This window comes from Actinokineospora terrae (assembly GCF_900111175.1).
In the GTDB taxonomy this organism is placed as follows: Bacteria; Actinomycetota; Actinomycetes; order Mycobacteriales; family Pseudonocardiaceae; genus Actinokineospora; species Actinokineospora terrae.
In genome coordinates this window covers 191,169-208,417 of record NZ_FOGI01000011.1, presented here as the reverse complement: position 1 = coordinate 208,417, position 17,249 = coordinate 191,169, and the positions used below count along the sequence as shown (strand labels likewise).

At 69.8% G+C, this 17,249-nt stretch carries 12 protein-coding genes; 5 read left to right on the top strand and 7 right to left on the bottom strand.

Features of this window, described 5'->3' with window-relative positions; translation table 11 throughout:
• Window positions 1-308: 308 nt before the first annotated feature.
• The 4 genes from BMY07_RS25015 to BMY07_RS24995 all read left to right on the top strand — a co-directional run bounded on the left by BMY07_RS25015 (window position 309) and on the right by BMY07_RS24995 (window position 5,846).
• Window positions 309-1,070, top strand: coding sequence for a bestrophin-like domain (locus BMY07_RS25015; RefSeq protein ID WP_092783484.1), 762 nt, complete (start codon window positions 309-311; stop codon window positions 1,068-1,070).
• Window positions 1,067-2,281, top strand: a complete 1,215-nt coding sequence (locus tag BMY07_RS34525) for a DUF6923 family protein (protein WP_092783481.1) — start codon at window positions 1,067-1,069, stop codon at window positions 2,279-2,281. Before BMY07_RS25015 ends, BMY07_RS34525 begins: the two co-directional genes overlap by 4 nt.
• A gap of 97 nt (window positions 2,282-2,378) precedes the next feature.
• Window positions 2,379-3,116 carry an ABC transporter ATP-binding protein gene (locus tag BMY07_RS25005; RefSeq protein WP_092783478.1) on the top strand — a complete coding sequence of 246 codons (738 nt, stop codon included), beginning with the start codon at window positions 2,379-2,381 and terminating at the stop codon, window positions 3,114-3,116.
• Between the two features lie 309 nt (window positions 3,117-3,425).
• The gene (locus BMY07_RS24995) at window positions 3,426-5,846 is read left to right on the top strand and encodes an FtsX-like permease family protein (RefSeq protein WP_092783472.1); all 2,421 of its coding nucleotides are present in this window, start codon (window positions 3,426-3,428) and stop codon (window positions 5,844-5,846) included.
• Here BMY07_RS24995 and BMY07_RS24990 read toward each other — a convergent pair.
• From BMY07_RS24990 to BMY07_RS24970, 5 genes are all read right to left on the bottom strand, one after another.
• The gene (locus tag BMY07_RS24990) at window positions 5,843-8,158 is read right to left on the bottom strand and encodes a tetratricopeptide repeat protein (protein WP_143073630.1); all 2,316 of its coding nucleotides are present in this window, start codon (window positions 8,156-8,158) and stop codon (window positions 5,843-5,845) included. The two genes, BMY07_RS24995 and BMY07_RS24990, sit on opposite strands and share 4 nt — an antisense overlap.
• 173 nt (window positions 8,159-8,331) lie before the next feature.
• The gene (locus tag BMY07_RS24985) at window positions 8,332-8,787 is read right to left on the bottom strand and encodes a hypothetical protein (RefSeq protein WP_143073629.1); all 456 of its coding nucleotides are present in this window, start codon (window positions 8,785-8,787) and stop codon (window positions 8,332-8,334) included.
• Window positions 8,788-8,807: 20 nt separating this feature from the next.
• Complete coding sequence (locus tag BMY07_RS24980; RefSeq protein ID WP_245782641.1) at window positions 8,808-9,548, bottom strand: TolB family protein; 741 nt, start codon at window positions 9,546-9,548, stop codon at window positions 8,808-8,810.
• Window positions 9,549-9,582: 34 nt separating this feature from the next.
• A complete protein-coding gene (locus BMY07_RS35600) occupies window positions 9,583-11,253 on the bottom strand; it encodes an MFS transporter (protein ID WP_425426350.1) in 1,671 nt (556 codons plus the stop codon).
• Window positions 11,254-11,255: 2 nt separating this feature from the next.
• Complete coding sequence (locus BMY07_RS24970) at window positions 11,256-12,902, bottom strand: metallophosphoesterase (RefSeq protein ID WP_218150758.1); 1,647 nt, start codon at window positions 12,900-12,902, stop codon at window positions 11,256-11,258.
• A 328-nt stretch (window positions 12,903-13,230) separates the two neighbouring features.
• On the opposite strand from BMY07_RS24970, the gene BMY07_RS24965 reads away from it, so the two are divergent.
• Window positions 13,231-15,771, top strand: coding sequence for a P-loop NTPase fold protein (locus tag BMY07_RS24965; protein ID WP_092783459.1), 2,541 nt, complete (start codon window positions 13,231-13,233; stop codon window positions 15,769-15,771).
• On the opposite strand, the gene BMY07_RS24960 is transcribed toward BMY07_RS24965, so the two are convergent.
• Window positions 15,768-16,418 (bottom strand): 4'-phosphopantetheinyl transferase family protein, encoded by a 651-nt coding sequence (locus tag BMY07_RS24960; protein ID WP_092783456.1) that lies wholly within the window; start codon window positions 16,416-16,418, stop codon window positions 15,768-15,770. The two genes, BMY07_RS24965 and BMY07_RS24960, sit on opposite strands and share 4 nt — an antisense overlap.
• Before the next feature lie 89 nt (window positions 16,419-16,507).
• Window positions 16,508-17,221, bottom strand: coding sequence for a class I SAM-dependent methyltransferase (locus BMY07_RS24955; RefSeq protein ID WP_092783453.1), 714 nt, complete (start codon window positions 17,219-17,221; stop codon window positions 16,508-16,510).
• Window positions 17,222-17,249 lie beyond the last annotated feature (28 nt).

Here is a 17,249-nt window from a genome sequence, read left to right as displayed (position 1 = left end):
CGATCAAGCCCCGCGTCCGGTGGGCTCGGTCTCGCCTGGGTGCGCCCGGCCGGACCGGCGTGCCGCTATTCGGTCATTCAGGAGCAACGAATAGGGGCTTTCGCCCGGCGCCCTTGTGGGCCAACCGCGCCGGTCACTACCTTGTGGACTCGCCGGTAGCGCGGAATTCACGATGGCTGGTAATCCGATCGAGTAGTTCGGTCACTCTCGCCGCGCACCGGCGACCGTCCTTCCGGCACAGTTGCTGCGTCACGGACCGCCGTGCGCCATATCGTGAATGTTCTTGCGAAAGGGCACCTGAAGCTGCGATGAACATCTACCTCTCCGGGTTGATCTGGGTCTTCGGCGCGGCCATCGCCACCGCCGCCGTCGCGTACCTGATCCGCCGCTTCGGCGAGACCCTGGGCACCGTCGACAACAACGAGGCCGCGGGTCAGGTGTTCACCATCGTGGGCGGGTTGCACGCCGTGCTGCTCGCGTTCGTGCTGATCTCGCTGTTCGACGGCACCAGCGCCGCGGAGGACACCTCGTACCGCGAGGCGGAGAACCTGGTCGCGGCCAGGTGGGCGACGGACTCGCTCGGCGAGCCGACCGCGTCCGAGGTGCGCAGGCTCAGCGCCGACTACGCCACCACCGTGGTCGAGCAGGAGTGGCCGGACATGGAGCAGGGCAACGACGACGTCGCGGGCGACGGGTGGTCGATGCTGGAGCGGATGCGCGCGGCGGTGGCGAAGGCGCCCGCCAACGACGACTGGCAGAACAACCAGAAGATCGACGCGGCGAACAAGCTGTGGGACGTCTACCAGGCGCGGCAGGAGAGGCTCAACGCGGCGGGCAACGGCATCAGTGACGTGCTGTGGTTCGCGCTCATCGCGGGCAGCGTCATGTCGGTAGCCCTACCGCTGATGTTCGGTGGGCCTCGGCCGATTACCCATATCGTCATCGTGTCGATTCTGGCCGGAACGCTCTCTCTGCTGCTGTTCGCGACGCACCAATTGCAGAACCCTTACAGCGGTGGGGCGAAGGTAGAGCCCTCGGCGTTCGAGAGCGCGCAGGCGCGACTGCAATGAAACGCCTCGCGACCGTCGGCGCCGTAGGGGTGGTGTTGGCCGGTGGCGCCGTGCTCGGGCTCGCGGAAGGCGAGGCGGCACCGGTGTCGTGCACGTTCTTCCGCGTGCACAGCACGGACGTGACCGGGTTCTCGGTGTTGAGCCGGGTCAACCTCGCCAACACCGCGGCGCAGCAGATAGCGACCTTGCGCTACCGGGTCAACGCGATCGCCTACTCCGAGGACACGAACTCGCTGTGGGGGCTGTCCACGCGTTCCACCGAGGGGACGTTCGGCGACGGCGCGCACGTGGTGTCCATCGGCACCGAGGGCGACGTCATCGACCACGGGCCGGTGCGCAGGGTCAACGAGCTGAACTTCCCCAACGACAGGTTCACCAGCGCGACGGCGGGCACGATCGTCGGCTCCGAGCTGGTCGTGCGCGTCGACTCGGCCATCTACCGGATCGACCTGGACCCGGGGAGCAACACCTACCTCGGTGTGGTCGACGCGGTGATGACCTCGCCGCGGGGGCTGATCGTCGGCGTGGACGACTTCGACGTGCGCGGTGGGGTCGCGTACGGGGTGGCGTCCGACTACAGCGGCAGCCGGGTGGTCCGGGTCGACCTCAGGAACGGGCAGGTCGTCCAGGTAGCGACAACGGGCCTGCCGGGGGGTGCGTCGTTCGGGGTCGCGGTGCTGGCTCCCGATGGCGCGCTCTATGCGGCCGCGAACCGGATCGCGGGGCGGTCACCGTTGTTCCGGATCGACCTGGGTACGGGCGCGGCGACGGAGGTGGGCTCGTGGCCCGCGGTGAGCTCGTCGGACGCCACGGCGTGCCTGCCGGGGGTGGCACCCGCGACGACACCGCAGCCGACCCCGCCCGCCCCGGCTCCCGGCCCGGCTCCCGGCCCGGCGCCTGTTCCGGCGCCGCCGCCCGCCCGTGCGCCGGTGGTTCCCGTGTCGCCGCCGGTGATCAGCCCGACCCCGATCCCGGTGGTGCCCCCGCCTCCGCTGCAACCGACCACGGCCGTTCCGCCCGTCCCGCCACCGCCTGAGTTGACGACCAAGCGCTCGTACCGACCGCAGCCGACGACGCCAACAGAGGACCCCCGGGCGGCTGGTCGGGCACGCAGCAGCACCGAGGAGAAGCGGCGCTGGGGGCTGACGGCGATCGTGCTGATCGTGGGCGCCGGGGCGGCCGCCGCGGGGAGCCGACGCCGCCGGAGGTAGTGCTAGCCCTACCCCGAAGACTAGTGCCAGCGCCATGGGTTCCGGCTGTTCAGCGCCCTAACGTCTGTCCCAGGTCGAATCGACACGGGGAGAAGACGTGAGTGACGCGGTGCGCCTGTCCGGGGTGCGGAAGGTCTACGGCAAGGGCAGCGGGGCGGTGGCCGCGCTCGCGGGGGTGAGCGCGGGGTTCGAGCGGGGGACGTTCACGGCGGTGATGGGGCCGTCCGGGTCCGGCAAGAGCACGTTCCTGCACTGCGCCGCCGGGTTGGACAAGCCGACCAGCGGGTCGGTGGAGCTGGCGGGGGTCGAGCTGACCGGGCTCGGGGAGAACCAGCTGACCAGGCTGCGCCGCGACAAGATCGGCTTTGTGTTCCAGGCGTTCAACCTGCTGCCCGCGTTGACGGTCGCGCAGAACATCGCCCTCCCGCTGCGCCTGGCTGGCCGCACACCGGACCGCGCCGCGATGTCCGAGGTGGTGCACCGGGTCGGCCTCGAGAACCGCCTCGGCCACCGCCCAGCCCAGCTCTCCGGCGGCCAGCAGCAACGCGTCGCCATCGCCAGGGCCCTGGTGACCCGCCCCGCCGTCATCTTCGCCGACGAACCCACCGGCGCCCTCGACACCCGCACCGCCCGCGAGGTCCTCACCCTCCTCCGCCAAGCAGTCACCGCGTCATCCCAGACCATCGTCATGGTCACCCACGACCCGGTAGCCGCCTCCTTCGCCGACCGAGTCATCTTCCTCGCCGACGGCACCCTGGTCGGCGAACTCCACTCCCCCACCCCCGAAGCCGTAGCCGACCGAATGACCCACCTCGGCGCCTGGGCAGCAGCCTGATGCCCACCTCTCCCACCTGCGCGGTGACCCCATGCTCGCCCTAGCCCTCCACACCCTGCGCTTCCGCAAGGGCGGCTTCCTCGGCACCTTCGTCGCATTGTTCTTCGGCAGCGCCCTAGTACTAGCCTCCGCCAGCCTCACGGAAACGGGCGTCCGGACGACACCTCTACCGCAGCGGCCCGATACCGGGCTCCGGCACCAGAGTGGTGGCGTGATGCTCGGCCTAACCCTCCGTCCCCTGCGCCATCGCGATCAGCATCAGGCACCAGTGGACAAGATGGCCCACAGCCGAACCAGGGTGGTAGCACCATGCTTGGCCTAGCCCTGCGCACCCTGCGCTTCCGCAAGGGCGGCTTCCTCGGCACCTTCGTCGCGCTGTTCTTCGGCAGTGCGCTGGTTCTGGCCTGCGCCGGTCTCATGGAGACCGGGATCCGGACCGCCACCCCGCCGCAGCGGTTGGCGCACGCGGATCTCCAGGTGGTGGCGCCCAACAAGTTCGAGATGGCGCGGGACGATCCGTCCGATGAGGACGACAAGCACCACACCGACACCGTGCTCCTGACCGAGCGGGTGCGGTTGGCTCCAGCCGTCGTCGATCAGGTCAAGGGCGTGCAAGGGGTGCGCTCAGCCGAACCGGACGTGTCGTTCCCGGTAGCCATCAACGGCGTCCCCACCACCGCGCACGGTTCGGCGTCCACAGGCAAGACCACCGCGCCGGGTCAGGTATGGCTGCCCGCTGGGGCAGGCGAGAAAGTCACAGTCTCCTACCGGGGCAAGTCACGCGAGTTCGACGTCGCCGGGACATCCGAGTGGCCGGTGTTCGCCGATAAAGACGTCGCCGAGCTGGCCGGGCGATCCACTGTGGACAGCGTGTCCGTGGTGGCCATACCCGGAACAGACCTGGCGGCGCTGTCCGAGCGGTTGAGCCGGTTCGGGGTCGTCCTCGCGGGCGACGACCGCGGCCTGGTCGAGCACCCCGACGCCGAGGAGAAGGGCGGCGGGCTGATCGCGCTCGCCGGGGTCATCGGGGGCCTGGCGATCACGACGGCGGTGTTCGTCGTCGCCTCCACGCTCGGCCTGTCCGTGCGGCAGCGGTCCCGCGAACTGGCCCTGCTGCGCGCGATCGGCACCACACCGGGGCAGCTGCGCCGGATGGTGCTCAACGAGGCGTTGCTGGTCGGCGTCGTGGCGACCGTGCTGGGCTGCGTCCCGGGGCGGTGGATCGGCGAGCTGCTGTTCGACGAGCTCGTGGCCAAGGGCGTGGTGTCGGCCGGGGTCGTGTTCCACCAGGGCTGGATCCCGATGATCGTCGCCGTCGGGTCCGGTCTGCTGACGACGGTCGCGGCGGCTCTGGTCGCGGCCAGGCGGGCAGCGCGAACCCGGCCGACCGAGGCGTTGACCGAGTCGTCGCTGGAGGCGCGGTGGCTGAGCGCGCCTCGCGCGGTCCTGGCGTTCCTGGCCCTCGGCGGCGGGCTCGCGCTGGCCATCGTCACCGTCACGGTCATGGAGGGCCCGGTCGCCGCGAGCACCGCCGGACCGTCCGTGATCCTCTGGGCGATCGCGCTGGCCCTCGTCTCGCCCGGCATCACCCGGTTCCTGGTGGCCGTCCTGCGCTGGCCGCTCAGAGCGGTCACCGGTGTCGCGGGCGAACTGGGCCTGCTCAACGCCCGCGCCCGCACGGTCCGGCTCGCCTCGGCCGTCACCCCGATCATGCTGGCCACCGGCATCGCGACCGCGAACATCTACCTCCAGACCACCCAGGTCGCGGTGACCCAGGAGGCCTACGCCGCCACCCTGCGCGCCGACGCCGTGGTCACCTCCACCACCGGTGGACTCCCCGTCGACCTCGCCGACCGCCTCCGCGCCACCCCCGGCATCACCGCCGCCACCGCGCTGACGAGCACCCGCATGTACATCACCGCCCCGTTCCACTCCGGCCAGGACGACGACGGCTTCCCCACCCAGGCCGTCTCCGGCGACATCTCGGCCACCACCGCCGTGACCCTCACCGAGGGCACCCTGGACAGGTTGTCCGGCAACGCCATCGCCGCACCGCAGTCCCTCGGTTACCACCCGGGCGACTCCCTCACCGTCCGCCTGGGCGACGGCGCGGAAACCAGGGTCACGGTCACCGCCACCTTCACCGGCGTCCCCGGCTTCGAGACCATCCTGGCCCCGACCTCGTTGGTGCTCCCCCACACCACAACGGCCCTGCCGCAGCAGATCCTGCTCCGCGGCGACACCACAGCCCTCGCCGCCGCGATCGCCACCACCCCGGACGCCGTCATCGGCACCCGCGAGTCCCTCACCGCCGCCTTCCAGAAAGGCCAGGACATCGGCGCCTGGGTCAACTACACCCTCGTCGGCATGATCATCGCCTACACCGTCATCGCCGTGATCAACACCCTCGCGATGTCCACCACCACCCGCCGCCGCGAGTTCGCCCTCCAACGCCTCACCGGCTCCACCCGCCCCCAGGTCCTGCGCATGATGACCACCGAGGCCCTGCTCACCACCCTCGTCGGCCTCACCCTCGGCACCGCCGTCTCCGCAGGCACCCTCATCCCCTTCACCCTCGTAGTCCGCGACTCCCTCCTCCCCCTCGGCCCCTTATGGATCTACCTCGCCATAGCCACCACCATGGCCCTCCTCACCCTCACCGCCACCCTCATCCCCACCTGGCGCGCCACCAAGACCCGCCCCATCACCGCCGCAACCCTCCCCGACTAGCGCTTCTTCCCCTTCTTCTTCCGCTTCCCAGGCCCATGCCACATCACCGGCCTGCCCAACCCCAGGGCTTGCTGTCGGATGGCCTGGAGGTTCTTCTTGACCACCTGGGTGTTCGGATGATCAGGGCCGAGCGTGCGAAGTTGGATGTCCAGCGCGGCCCGCATCTCGCTCTCGGCTTCCACTCGCCGTCCCATCATCGACAGGAGCGCGGCGCGGTTGACCCGGATCTTCACAGTGTCGGGGTGCTGGTCACCATAGTTCCCCAGGAACAGGGGGAGAGCGCTGTCGTACTCCACCATCGCCTCGTCGAAGCGACCCGCAGCTTGGAGGGACCTCGCGCGGTTGCACCGCAACGCCAACGTCTCCTGCCCAGCTGGTCCGAACATATCGATCACGGCCGGGAGGACCTCCTCGTACACCGCGAGTGCGGCGACGTAGTCACTCCGCCGGACGTAGATCTCGGCGAGGCCATTGCGAGCGTTGAGAGTTGTCAGATCCCGCGGTCCTCTGAGTCGACCAGAGTCCTCGGCGAGAGAGCGGAGTTCGATTTCCGCGGCAGCATCGTCCCCCAAGTACAGGAGCAGGTTGGCATAGCTCGCGCGGATCTCCATGGTGCTGGCATGTTCGTCGCCGAAGGCTCGACGTGAGAGCACCAGTGCCGCCTCGCTCTCGACTCGGCCCTGGTCGTACCTGCCCATCTCCGTGAGCACCGTGATCCACAAGGTCCGCGCTCCCAGCGCGTACGCGTGGGTATCGCCGAAGACACCTCGGATGGTCTCGAAGAGGGCAGCGGCCTGCGATTCCGCGGTAGCGAGGTCGCCTGCCATCAGGAACGTTCTGGCGAGGTGGAATCGCGAGAACAAGGTTTCCTTGTGATCCTCGCCGAGGATCATTCGTTGTCGGGCGAGGACAGAGTTGATCTCGACTCGTGCCCGACGCCAGTCGCCTGCTCTCATGCGCATGTACGCCGCGCCCTGCCGGGCCAGCAGTGTGTGTTTGCTGTCCGCACCGAAAAGGCGGTCGAACTCACCGCTGAGTCGTTCGAACTCGGCACCCTCCTGGTCGACGAGACCCCGGGCGCTCACGAACTGGGCGACGCACAAGACGATCCGCGCGTAGTGCCCCATCAACACGGGGTCGGGGTCCGCGCTGGCCACCAACTTCCGCCACACGTGCACCACATGGGGGGAGAACAGGACCCAGAACGGCCAGCGCAGGTGGTCTTCCATCGATTCCTCGCCCTCCCCCGCACAGGCGTGGACGAGGAGGGTGGCGGCAAGCGCGATGTACTCGGGGTCGTCGTGGTCGGCGTCGCGGTAGCGCAGGGCCGCGTCGCGCATCAGGGGGTGGATGCGCAACGTGGGGTGCTCGGGGATGTGGCTGATCTCAGCGAGGTCCAGGTGGGACGCTCCCTTGAGCAAGGCCTTGACCTGGGCGTGGTCGAGAGCGGCGAAGATCGGGGACTGGGTGACCGTCTCGGGATCCAGCAACAACCGGTAAGGGATGGGGGCGTCCGCGAAGTGGGCCAGCAGGTGCATGAACGGAGCACCGAGGGGCAGGTCGCGGGTTTTGAGGAGGTCGACGGCGAGTTGCCAGATGCGGTCGACCAAGTGGTTGCCGAGTTGTTCGCCGGTGGCGATGCCCAGAGCACCTGCGTGGCTGTCGTCGAAAACGGCGTGCAACTCGGCGAAGGAGCGCGGTGTGGCCGGGTCGGGCCACGGGTCGTCGATAGCCTGCGCCAAGTAGGCACCAGCGAGGGTAAGGGCCAGGGACAGTCCACCGAGGCGGGTGGCCAGGGCCTCAGCCTCGCGCTGGGTACCGCCACGGTGGTTGGTGTGGTCGAAGAGGATTTGCGCGCCGTCGGCTGGGGTCAGCATGCGGATGGGGTGGGTGGTGAGCCAGGTCCCCCACTTGTCCGGATCGCCTCCCAGCCTGCTGGTGATGATCACCTGGCCATGGCCGGAACGCGGCTGCCGCACCCAACCCCGGCCCGCGACCAGAGTGCCCGGGTCGCAGTCGAGCAAGGAAGGATCATCGGCGTTGTCGATGACGAGCAGCCACGGCCTAGTGCGACCGTTGAGCCTTCCCCACAACTCGTCCGCGGTCGGCGCGTCGGCGGTCAGGCCGACCAAGCGGGCGACGGTGCGCAGGCCGGTCAGCACGGTGGCGCTGTCGACCGCCGAGATCCACCAGACGTCCCGGTCGAGTGGGCGGTGGGCGATGTCGACGGCGATCGAGGTCTTGCCGCTGCCGCCGAGGCCGTGCAGCAGGTGAGCCTGTCCTCCGGCTGGGTTGGCCAGGGCTTCGATCACCTCCTCGCGGCCTCGCAGGCGTCGAGTGATGTTGATCGGAGGCGGGGTCACCGACTCGGCCAGCACCGAGAGATCTACCGGCGCAGACCCGAACAGGTCACCGCGGGAGGCGATCCCGCCGCTGGACGCGACAACTGCCTGCTGGGCGAAGACGAACGTGTCCCCGGGAGCGGTCAGCCCTTGGCCGCTCCCGGCTGGGGAGGGTTTCCGGAGGTCGACGCACCCCCGTGGATGACCGACGCGGCGATGCCGCCCGAGGTGGCGACGGTGGTGGAGTTCCCGGCGACGTACACGCCTCCGCTGATCGAGATGCCCGTGGCAGGCAGAGCCGCGAGGGCGTCGCGGAGGGCGTCGGCCGCCTCGGGGCGCTCTTCGATCGCGTCGCGCAGCCGGGTGGTCCACACGGTGGCGTGCGCGGTCCTCGCCTGCTCCAAGTCGGCGCCGGTGAGCGGGGCGAGTTCGGTTCGCGTGCTCTCCATGCGGGTGTCGGCCAGTTCGACCTTGCGGCTGTCGCCGCCGCCGAGCACCGCGGCGATCCTCTGCTTGGCGGTCTCCCACGCGTCGGTGGCGGCGGCCTCCACCAGCGCCGTTCCCCCGGCTGCGGCCAAAGCCGCGACTTCCTCAAGCATGCGCCCTCCCGATCTCCACTTCACCCTTCAGTCGAGTGATCGGTTCGCACTGTTACGACGGGCGATGTCGCGTTCGCCCGGATCAAGCGGGGTGTGGCCGAGGGATCGGTGGACAGGCTGTGGATGGCGGGGTGGCCGTCCGGGCCTGGGCGGGAGTACAGGATCGTGCGGTCGTCGAGCCAGGCGGCTTGGTCGTCGACTTCCGCGGTGTCGCCGAGGGGGCGCTCCTGCCCTGTTCCCAGCTCAAGCAGGTGCAGCCGCCACTTGTCCCCCACCCGCTTCTTGTAGACAACACGGCCCCCGTCAGGCGAAAGGGACGGGCACTCCGCGTTCTCGCGAACCGGAACCATCGTGCGGCTGGCAAGGTCCCCCTTGACCAGCCACGTCGTGCCGCCGGTAGCGAGGGTCGCGTAGAAACCCTTGTCGTCGGGCGTGAACGTGATGCCCCAGAAGTTGCGGTCATGGGAGTCGATGCCCTGGACGGTGAAATCCTCCATCGAGCCATAGAGGGTGCCCGAGACGCGGTCGTAAATGCCTGCGGTGGTGGAGAAGTAGCCCGCGGGCATGTACGAATCGCCCTCGCGGAACACGGTCCACCCCACCAGGCGCCCCGAGGGGGACACCCGCGCGCGGCTGGGAGTGCCGTCGAGCGGGATCGTCTTCTCCGCGTCATTGCCCGCGTAGACAACGGCCTCAAAGCTCGGCGGCACGGCAACCGCACGCAGGCACACCGCCGCGCCACCAGCCGCGTAGACGCGCAAGCACGGCATCCCGCCAGGCCCACCCGCCCCCGGGTCACCCAATGGCGCCCGCCCGACCCGGCCGTTGTCCACATACAGCAACGAGTCCGACGCCGTGAGGTCCACCGCGCCGCTCGACTCGGCGGACACCACCACATACGCCACCGTCGCCGCCACCACCGCGACCATGGCCGCCACACCGAAGAGCTTCCTCACCGCACACCTCCACCTCGCGACATCCACCACCAACGCCCACCCAGCGAAACCCAGCACGCATCTGGCAAGCCCACGCCGAAAGACCCACGCCGACCTCCCGCACTAAGACCCGGCCTGCCTGATCCATCACCGCAGCACCACAACCGCCGCTCCCGCACGCCAGGCACGACCACACATCACCGCAACCGCCAAGCCACCACGACCGCCACAGCGAGCCCGACCCCAAAGCACACAAACGACACACCCAACCCAGCCGTAGCCGCCAACGCCCCAAACCCAGCGCCGCGCACGTCCGGGCAAGCGCTTGCGCCGTCTGCACCACCGCCAGCCCACCCGCCGTCTGCTCTTCCGGCACCAACGCGCCGACGCACGCCATGAGCACGCCATCGGTCGCCGCGTAGAACAGTCCGTGCAACCCCAGCGCCACCAGCAACACCGGCCATTGCCCGCCAACCAGCAGCAACCCGTACACAACCAGCAACAGCAGGTGCCCGAGCAGGAACACCCGCCACCGGCCGAACCGGTCAGCGAGCCGCCCCACCGGGACCGCGCACGTCAGGAAGGTCACCGCGACCCCGACCGGCAGCAGCGGCAACCACCCCGGGTCCACCCCGGTCCGCTGCTGGGCGGCCAGGAACAGGAACGCGTCGCTGACCGTGGTGAATCCGAGGAGCACGGCCAGCACCGTCACCCGCCGGTACTCGGGCCGCAGCAACGCCCGCAGGTCCAGCCGCTCCGGCCTTAACGGCACCGCACCGGTGACGGCGGCCTCACCGTCACCGGCATCGAGGCGACCGGCCAGACCCACCGCCCGCTCACCGCCCAGTTCCGGCACGACGTGATCACCGACCGGATCGCGCTGGACCTGGCGTTCACCGGCCCCCTGCACGCGTTGCACCCGACCGCCCGGGTCGCGCACCCACGTCGCCAGCACCAGCACCCCGGCCGCCGCGAAACCGAAGCTGACCACGAACACCGAGTCGGGCGCGGCCAGGGCGATCAGCGTGAACGCGACCACCGGCCCGAGCAGCGCCCCGACCGCGTCCAGCATCCGGTGCACGCCGAACGCGCGCCCCAACTGCCCGGCCGGGCTGGCGAAGGTGATCATCGCGTCCCGCGGTCCGGTGCGGATGCCCTTGCCCGCCCGGTCGACCGCGAGCAGCCCGCCGATCAGCGGCAGTGACGAGCCCGCCGCCGGGAAGCCGAGCTTGGTGACCGCCGACAGGCCGTACCCGACCAGCGCGACCGCCTTGGGCCGCCCGGTGCGGTCGGCGATGTGGCCGCCCGCGAGGCGCAGCAGGGCGGTGGCGCCGGTGTGGAGGCCGTCGACCAGGCCGAGGTGCAGGTAGCCCGCGCCGAGCCCGTAGACCAGGTACATCGGCAGGAACGCGGTGACCATCTCGGCGGAGATGTCGGTGAGCAGGCTGACCACGCCGAGGGCGAGCACGGTCGACGGCACCCTGCTCGCCGCCGACCGTGCGGCCCCGCGCGGGAGTTCGCGCAGGTACACCCCTACCCCCGACTGACCCGGACATCGTCGACCTGGGCTTCCACCAGGCTGGTCGCCCCGCCGTCCGCCGCCTCGACCAGCAGCCGGACCGTCTGCCCCGCGAACGCCGACAGGTCGACCGACGCGGTGCGCCACGACCCGTTGACGTGCGCGCCGGTCCCCTTCTGCTCGAGCACGACGGTGCTGCTGGTGCCCTGCACGGTCACCCGGAAGTAGTCCTCTGTGGACGCGTTCGCGCCGAGGCCGACGCTCCACCGGAACGACAGCCGCGGTTGGCCGCTGGGCAGGGTGATCGCCGGTGACCGCATCGAGGTGCGACCGCCGTCGACGTCGTAGCTGCCCGCGCCCGACCCGGCCAGCCGACCGGTGACCAGGCTGTTGCTGCCGCTGGTGGTGGTGCCGAGCTGCTTGTCGCCGTTCTCGGCGGTCGCCTCGGGGTCGCGGCGCTCCCAGACCCCGGTGGTCGCGGTGTCGGAGGCGCCGACCGTCCAGCCAGTGTCGCGCTCGAAGTCGTCGAAGTAGACGTCACTGGATGGCGACCCGACAGTTAGCGCAAACGTCGTCGTTTTGGTCTGACCCCCGGCAGTGCCGCTTACCGTGACCGTGGTCGTGCCAGGTGTGGCGCTAGCGGCCGCGTTGAGGGTGACCGTCGCGGCACCAGGGGCAGTGACCGGATTGGGCTGGATGCTCGCGGTAACACCGGACGGCAGCCCTGACAGGCTGAGGTTGGCCGAACCGGTGCCGCTTACGGTGACCTTCGTGGTCGTCGACCCACCGGGCGCGACAGTGGCAGGGTCGGCGGTCAGGGAGAACCCGCCTGTAGTGCCCTTCTGCTTGCACGCGCCGGAGAAGTCATCGGTGAAGGTACGCCCAGCGACCGGCACGAACTGACCGCGGTAACCGGTGGCAGATAGGGTCAACTTGAGGATGCCGTAGGTGTTGTCGTTACTGGCCTCGATGTTGGGCATGGTGCGCGAGAAGGTGTAGAACGCCCGACCACCGGTACCGACTAGGACCTCGCGGATGCCGTTAGTCGCGTCAGCCGTGCCATCGGGGCGCTGTGGGGCGTAGCGCTGGTAGTTGTGGTCGTGGCCGTTAAGGATGAGGTCGGCCTTGTTGTCGTACAGCGCCTGCCAGATCGGGCGCGCCGTGGTGGTGGGGCTGTGCGAGCCGCGGGTGAACAACGGGTGGTGGAAGTACGCCGCGGTGCACGGCTTCCCGGTGGCCTTGAGGTCGTTGCGCAACCACACCTCTTGCGCCGACCCGGCCGACATCGAGATGTTGCTGTTGAGCGCGACGAAGTGCCAATCGCCGACATCCCAGCTGTAGTACCCCTTGCCGCGCTCCCCCGCGACCCCGTTGTTGTTCCCGACCCCGTTGAAGTAATCCCAATACCCGGCCGCACCCGAAGTCTGATACTCGTGATTCCCCGGCGTCGGCTTGATCAACGACCGGAACTGCCCCCACGCGGGCTCGTAGTAGGTCCGATAATCACTGAGCGCCCCGTTATCGTACGCGTTGTCACCGGTGGTGAAAACCGCCGCCGGATTGGCCGCCTTCACCAGATCGGCGGTCTGCTTGCAGTTGGACCCGCAGATGTCCCCGGCCCCAACCACCACCACCTCGGCCGACCCCCGCCCCTGAGCCACCGCACCCCCGTGCACCCCGACCGCCACGGACAACCCGCCCACCAAGCACAAGGCCGCCCCCGCGGCCCACCATCGCCATTTCGCGTCCACTGTGACCAAACCTTCCTCACGCAGGGCTTTCCGTTGAGGAACGTATTCAGCTCACCCGAACAAGCAATGCCCAGCGACAACCGCCGCCCTATTCCCGGAACACACACCCACCCGCCCCGCAGCTCACACCCCGCGTTACCCCTGATCCTGGCCCAGACCACCGGATCGTTCCGCGTATTCCGAGTACAAGCGGATACCCGCAGCCGTACGATGTACCTCCAGACAGGGGAGGGCGTGCATGACAGGCACACGGCGAGCACTGCTCATCGGGGCGGGGAGGTACACCGACGAGCGACTGGCCCGGCTACAGGCGCCGACACGCGATACCGCAGCCTTGGCCGAGATCCTCGCCGACCCGTCCATCGGCGACTACACAGTCGATGTGCTCCTGGACCGGCCGACCACAGAGGTCATCCCGGCGGTCATCGACCTGTTGGGCACAGCGGGACCGGATGACCTCGTGGTCATCTACTTCAGCGGACACGTCCTGCACGACGAGCAGCGCGGACTGTTCCTGACGACCGTCGATTCGCGAGCCGACGACCTCGCCGCCACGGCACTATCCGCAGAACGCCTCACATCGCTCGTCCGCGACAGCCATTCCGGCCAGGTCATCTTCGTCGCCGACTGCCACACGCTCGGGACGACGGACCTCGGCACGATCATCGATCTGACTGCCGCAGGCAGTTTCGCCAGCCGTAGCGGCATCTTCGCCATGGTGTCCGCGGAAGAACTCCAGTACTCGTTCACGAACTCCGGCATACCCCAGATGATCGACAGCCCCGGTCGCTCGCTGTTCGTCCAAGCGTTGATCAGGACGCTGCGGACCGGGACGGCGGACGCGGACGGCGATGGGCTCATCACCCCGGTCGAGTTGCACCAAGCGGTGGTCGCCGAGATGTCCAGGCTCGCGCCCCTGACGATGCCACCCGCGGTGGTGGTGACGCCGGAAGCGTTCAGGGCATTGGTCGCCTACGCGCCCAGCGCGCTCGCACCGGTGGACGACGAAGCCGACACGGAGTGGGTGGTGCGGACCCGGGGTTACGGCGATCGCCCACCCGAGGTGGACCTGCTCGACCGAGCGGCGGCGGTGGACACGTTGGTGGAGTTGGTGTCCCCGAGGGGAAGTGGGCCCGACGACCTGGCAGGGCCCACCGTCATCGCGCTGGATGGGGCGTGGGGAACCGGCAAGACATCGTTGATCGAGTTGACCGAGCGGCAGGTCGTGGCGTTGCCGCGAGCGGTCGATCAGGCGGAGCGGCCGAAGCGGCTCAGGGCGCACGCGGCCTACCGGGCGCTCGGCGGCAACAAACGTCCGTTGTGGACACAGAGGATGATGCCGCAAGCCAAGGAGAACACGCGACCGCCGGTGGTGACGGCGCGGTTCGAGCCGTGGGCGCACCAGACCGGCGAACAGGTGTGGGCGGGGCTGGCGAAGACTCTGCTCGACGCGGTCGGGGAACGGTTGTTGCCAACCGGGGATGCCGCGACCGAGCGGTACTGGTTCCAGCGCAACATCGAGCGGGTCGACCGCACGCGCCTGCGCAAGGCGTTGCGGAAGAACGCGTGGTCACCGCTGCTCACGGCGGCGGTGCTGGCGCTGGTGATACCGATCGCGGCGCAGATGGCGCGGTCGATGGACCGGTACGTCCTGGTCAGGTGGGTCGAGATCGCGGGGTCCAACATCGCGGTGCTGCTGATCGTCGCGCTCCTCGCCGCCGGGGCCGCGCACACGGCCTACCGCTACCTCAAGCCCGCGACGGCGCTGTTGCCCACTGACCTGTTCGTCGGTCCACTCAGCAACACCCTGGCGGGCAACCCAACCGACGAAGACCTGCGCGACCCGTACCACAACGCCCGCTCCGGCTACCTCTACCTGGCGCAGCACGACGTCTTCGCGGTGCTGCGCGACGTCGAGGCGGCCGGGCACCACCTGGTGGTCTTCATCGACGACCTCGACCGGTGCGCGCCGAGCACCACGGCCGAGGTGTTCGAGGCGATCAACCTGTTCGTCACCCGCACCTTCCCGGTCACCAGGTTCGTCCTGTGCCTCGACACGACCGCCGTCGCGACGCACCTGGACGAGGTGCACTCCGCGTTGCAGGGCAAGACGCTGCACGGTGACGACCCGACGCCGGGGTGGAGTTTCCTGCGGAAGCTGATCCAGCTGCCGATCACCGTCCCCACCGTCTCCCACTCGGCGGTGGGTGGCGTGCTCGGCAACCTCCTCGGCAGCGTCGCGCCAACGGACCGGCGGCCGCTCGCGGACAACGTCGAGGACCTCCCGCACCAGCACGTCGCCACGCTGTCACCCGCGACCGCCGCACGTCCGAGCAGCCCCGAGGTCACCAAGACGGTGAGCTTCCTGGAGCACGACCCCCGGGTGCGGGAGCGCATGGCCGAGAGGCTGCGGGACCAGCCCGCGCCGTCGGTCCGCGAGACCAAGCGGCTGCTGACCACGTGGCAGTACTACCTGCGCGTGCTCATCCGCCGACGGGGGACGGCGCAGCTGGTCGAGGAAGCGCGGCAGTTGGTCGTACTCGCGGAGATCATCACCCGGTGGCCGTCCGCCCAGCGCGGGTTGCACCGGCGGGTCGACGGCGAGCACGGGCTGCAGGTCCTCGCGCAGGGGATGGCGGATGACTGGCAGTGGGCACGGGCGCTGCGGCAACTGGACCTGCACACCCACCAGCAGCACAAGGCCGTCGCGGGAATCCGGGGACTGCTGTTGCGCTACGAAGGTGAGCAGTTGGCGAAGCTCGCCGCCGAACTGGTCTAGGGCAGGGCGATGGCGGCGATGACGAGGCCTTCGCCGGTGGTCCAGTGGCCGGTGAAGCCGGTGAGTTCGGTGCCGTTGACGGTGGGGCCGGGGACCAGGAGGGCGGCGGTGAAGGTGCCGTCCTCGTTCAGGCGGAGGCGGGCGTCGGAGAAGCCGAGCCATGTGCGGGCTAGGGGGAACCAGGCCTTGTAGACGCTTTCCTTGGCGGTGAAGAGGAGTTTGTCCCAGTGGACGTCGGGGGCGCGGCGGGCAAGGTCGGCCAGGTGGTCGCGCTCGTCGGGCAGGCTGACGGCGTCGAGGACACCGTCGGGGAGGGCGACGTGGGGTTCGGCGTCGATGCCGATGGTGGTGAGGTGCGCGGACTCAGCGAGCACGGCGGCCCGGTACCCGGCGCAGTGGGTCATGCTGCCGACCACCCCGTCCGGCCACCGCGGCGCCCCCTTCTCCCCCGGCAGGATCGGCGCGGGCGCGCGCCCCATCCGCCCCAGCGCCACCCGAGCGCAGTGCCGAACCGTCGTGTACTCCCGCCGCCGCTTGTCCACCGCCTTGGCGACGAACGGCTCCTCCTCGGGCAACAGCACTGCCCCGACCGGATCCACGAACGCCTCCACCGCCACCGCGGCGGCCGGGAGGATCTGCTCAATCACCCCTCGACCCTATCCACCCACCCGCGCCCGCGGGAGTGGCGTGGATCATGCCCCACCCCGGCAGCCCGGCCTGCCGGAGTGGGTGGGGGTCAGGCGCGACGGGCGACCGCGTAGGTCATGGGGAGGTCCAGGCGGGTGCCGTCCACGCGGGTGTCGGTGCCCTCGAGGGTGATGGGGCCGGTGTCGAGGATGGTGAGGCCCGCGCCGGTCAGCAGCTCCTCGAGCTTGCCGTCGACCCAGGCGGCGGGGGTCAGGTTGTGCTTGAAGACCTGGCGCATCTTGGGGACGGCGGTGGGGCTCTCCGACATCGCGGACTTGATGGTCTCGCCCGCGGCGGGGGCGAGTTCCACGGCGAAGAGGTGGCCGGACGCGCCGATCAGGGTGGCCAGCGAGGCGGCGGCGTCGGCGCGGCGGTCGTCGGGCATCTGGTGCAGGACGCCGCGCATGTAGATGTTCACGTCGCCGAGTTCGGCGTGCAGGGCGGTGGCGGCGGTGGTGTCGGCCAGGTCGAAGGTGCGGAAGTCGACACCGGAGTCGCCGTACAGCGCGGTGGCGTGCTCGATGGCGGCGGGCGCGAAGTCGAGGCCGAGGACGCGGGGGTAGTGCGCGGCCAACGCGGCGGACTGCGTCCCGTTGCCGCACCCGATGTCGAGGACCGGCAGGTCGACGGCGAAGTGCTGCTCGAACAACGGCAGGTGCGCGGTCGAGGTCACCCCGGGCGCGCTGTCCCAGATGGCCACCCCCTGCTCGCGCGCGGTGTCCGACCAGAACCCCTGCCAGTTGGCGTTGACCGGCTGACCCATGATGCCTCCTACCACTGACCCACTGATG

Bases quoted from the DNA above. Each gene is read 5' to 3' on its own strand.
- BMY07_RS25015 (WP_092783484.1), top strand. From the start codon at position 309: ATGAACATCTACCTCTCCGGGTTGATCTGGGTCTTCGGCGCGGCCATC.
- BMY07_RS34525 (WP_092783481.1), top strand. From the start codon at position 1,067: ATGAAACGCCTCGCGACCGTCGGCGCCGTAGGGGTGGTGTTGGCCGGT.
- BMY07_RS24995 (WP_092783472.1), top strand. From the start codon at position 3,426: ATGCTTGGCCTAGCCCTGCGCACCCTGCGCTTCCGCAAGGGCGGCTTC.
- BMY07_RS24985 (WP_143073629.1), bottom strand. From the start codon at position 8,787: ATGCTTGAGGAAGTCGCGGCTTTGGCCGCAGCCGGGGGAACGGCGCTG.
- BMY07_RS24965 (WP_092783459.1), top strand. From the start codon at position 13,231: ATGACAGGCACACGGCGAGCACTGCTCATCGGGGCGGGGAGGTACACC.
- BMY07_RS24955 (WP_092783453.1), bottom strand. From the start codon at position 17,221: ATGGGTCAGCCGGTCAACGCCAACTGGCAGGGGTTCTGGTCGGACACC.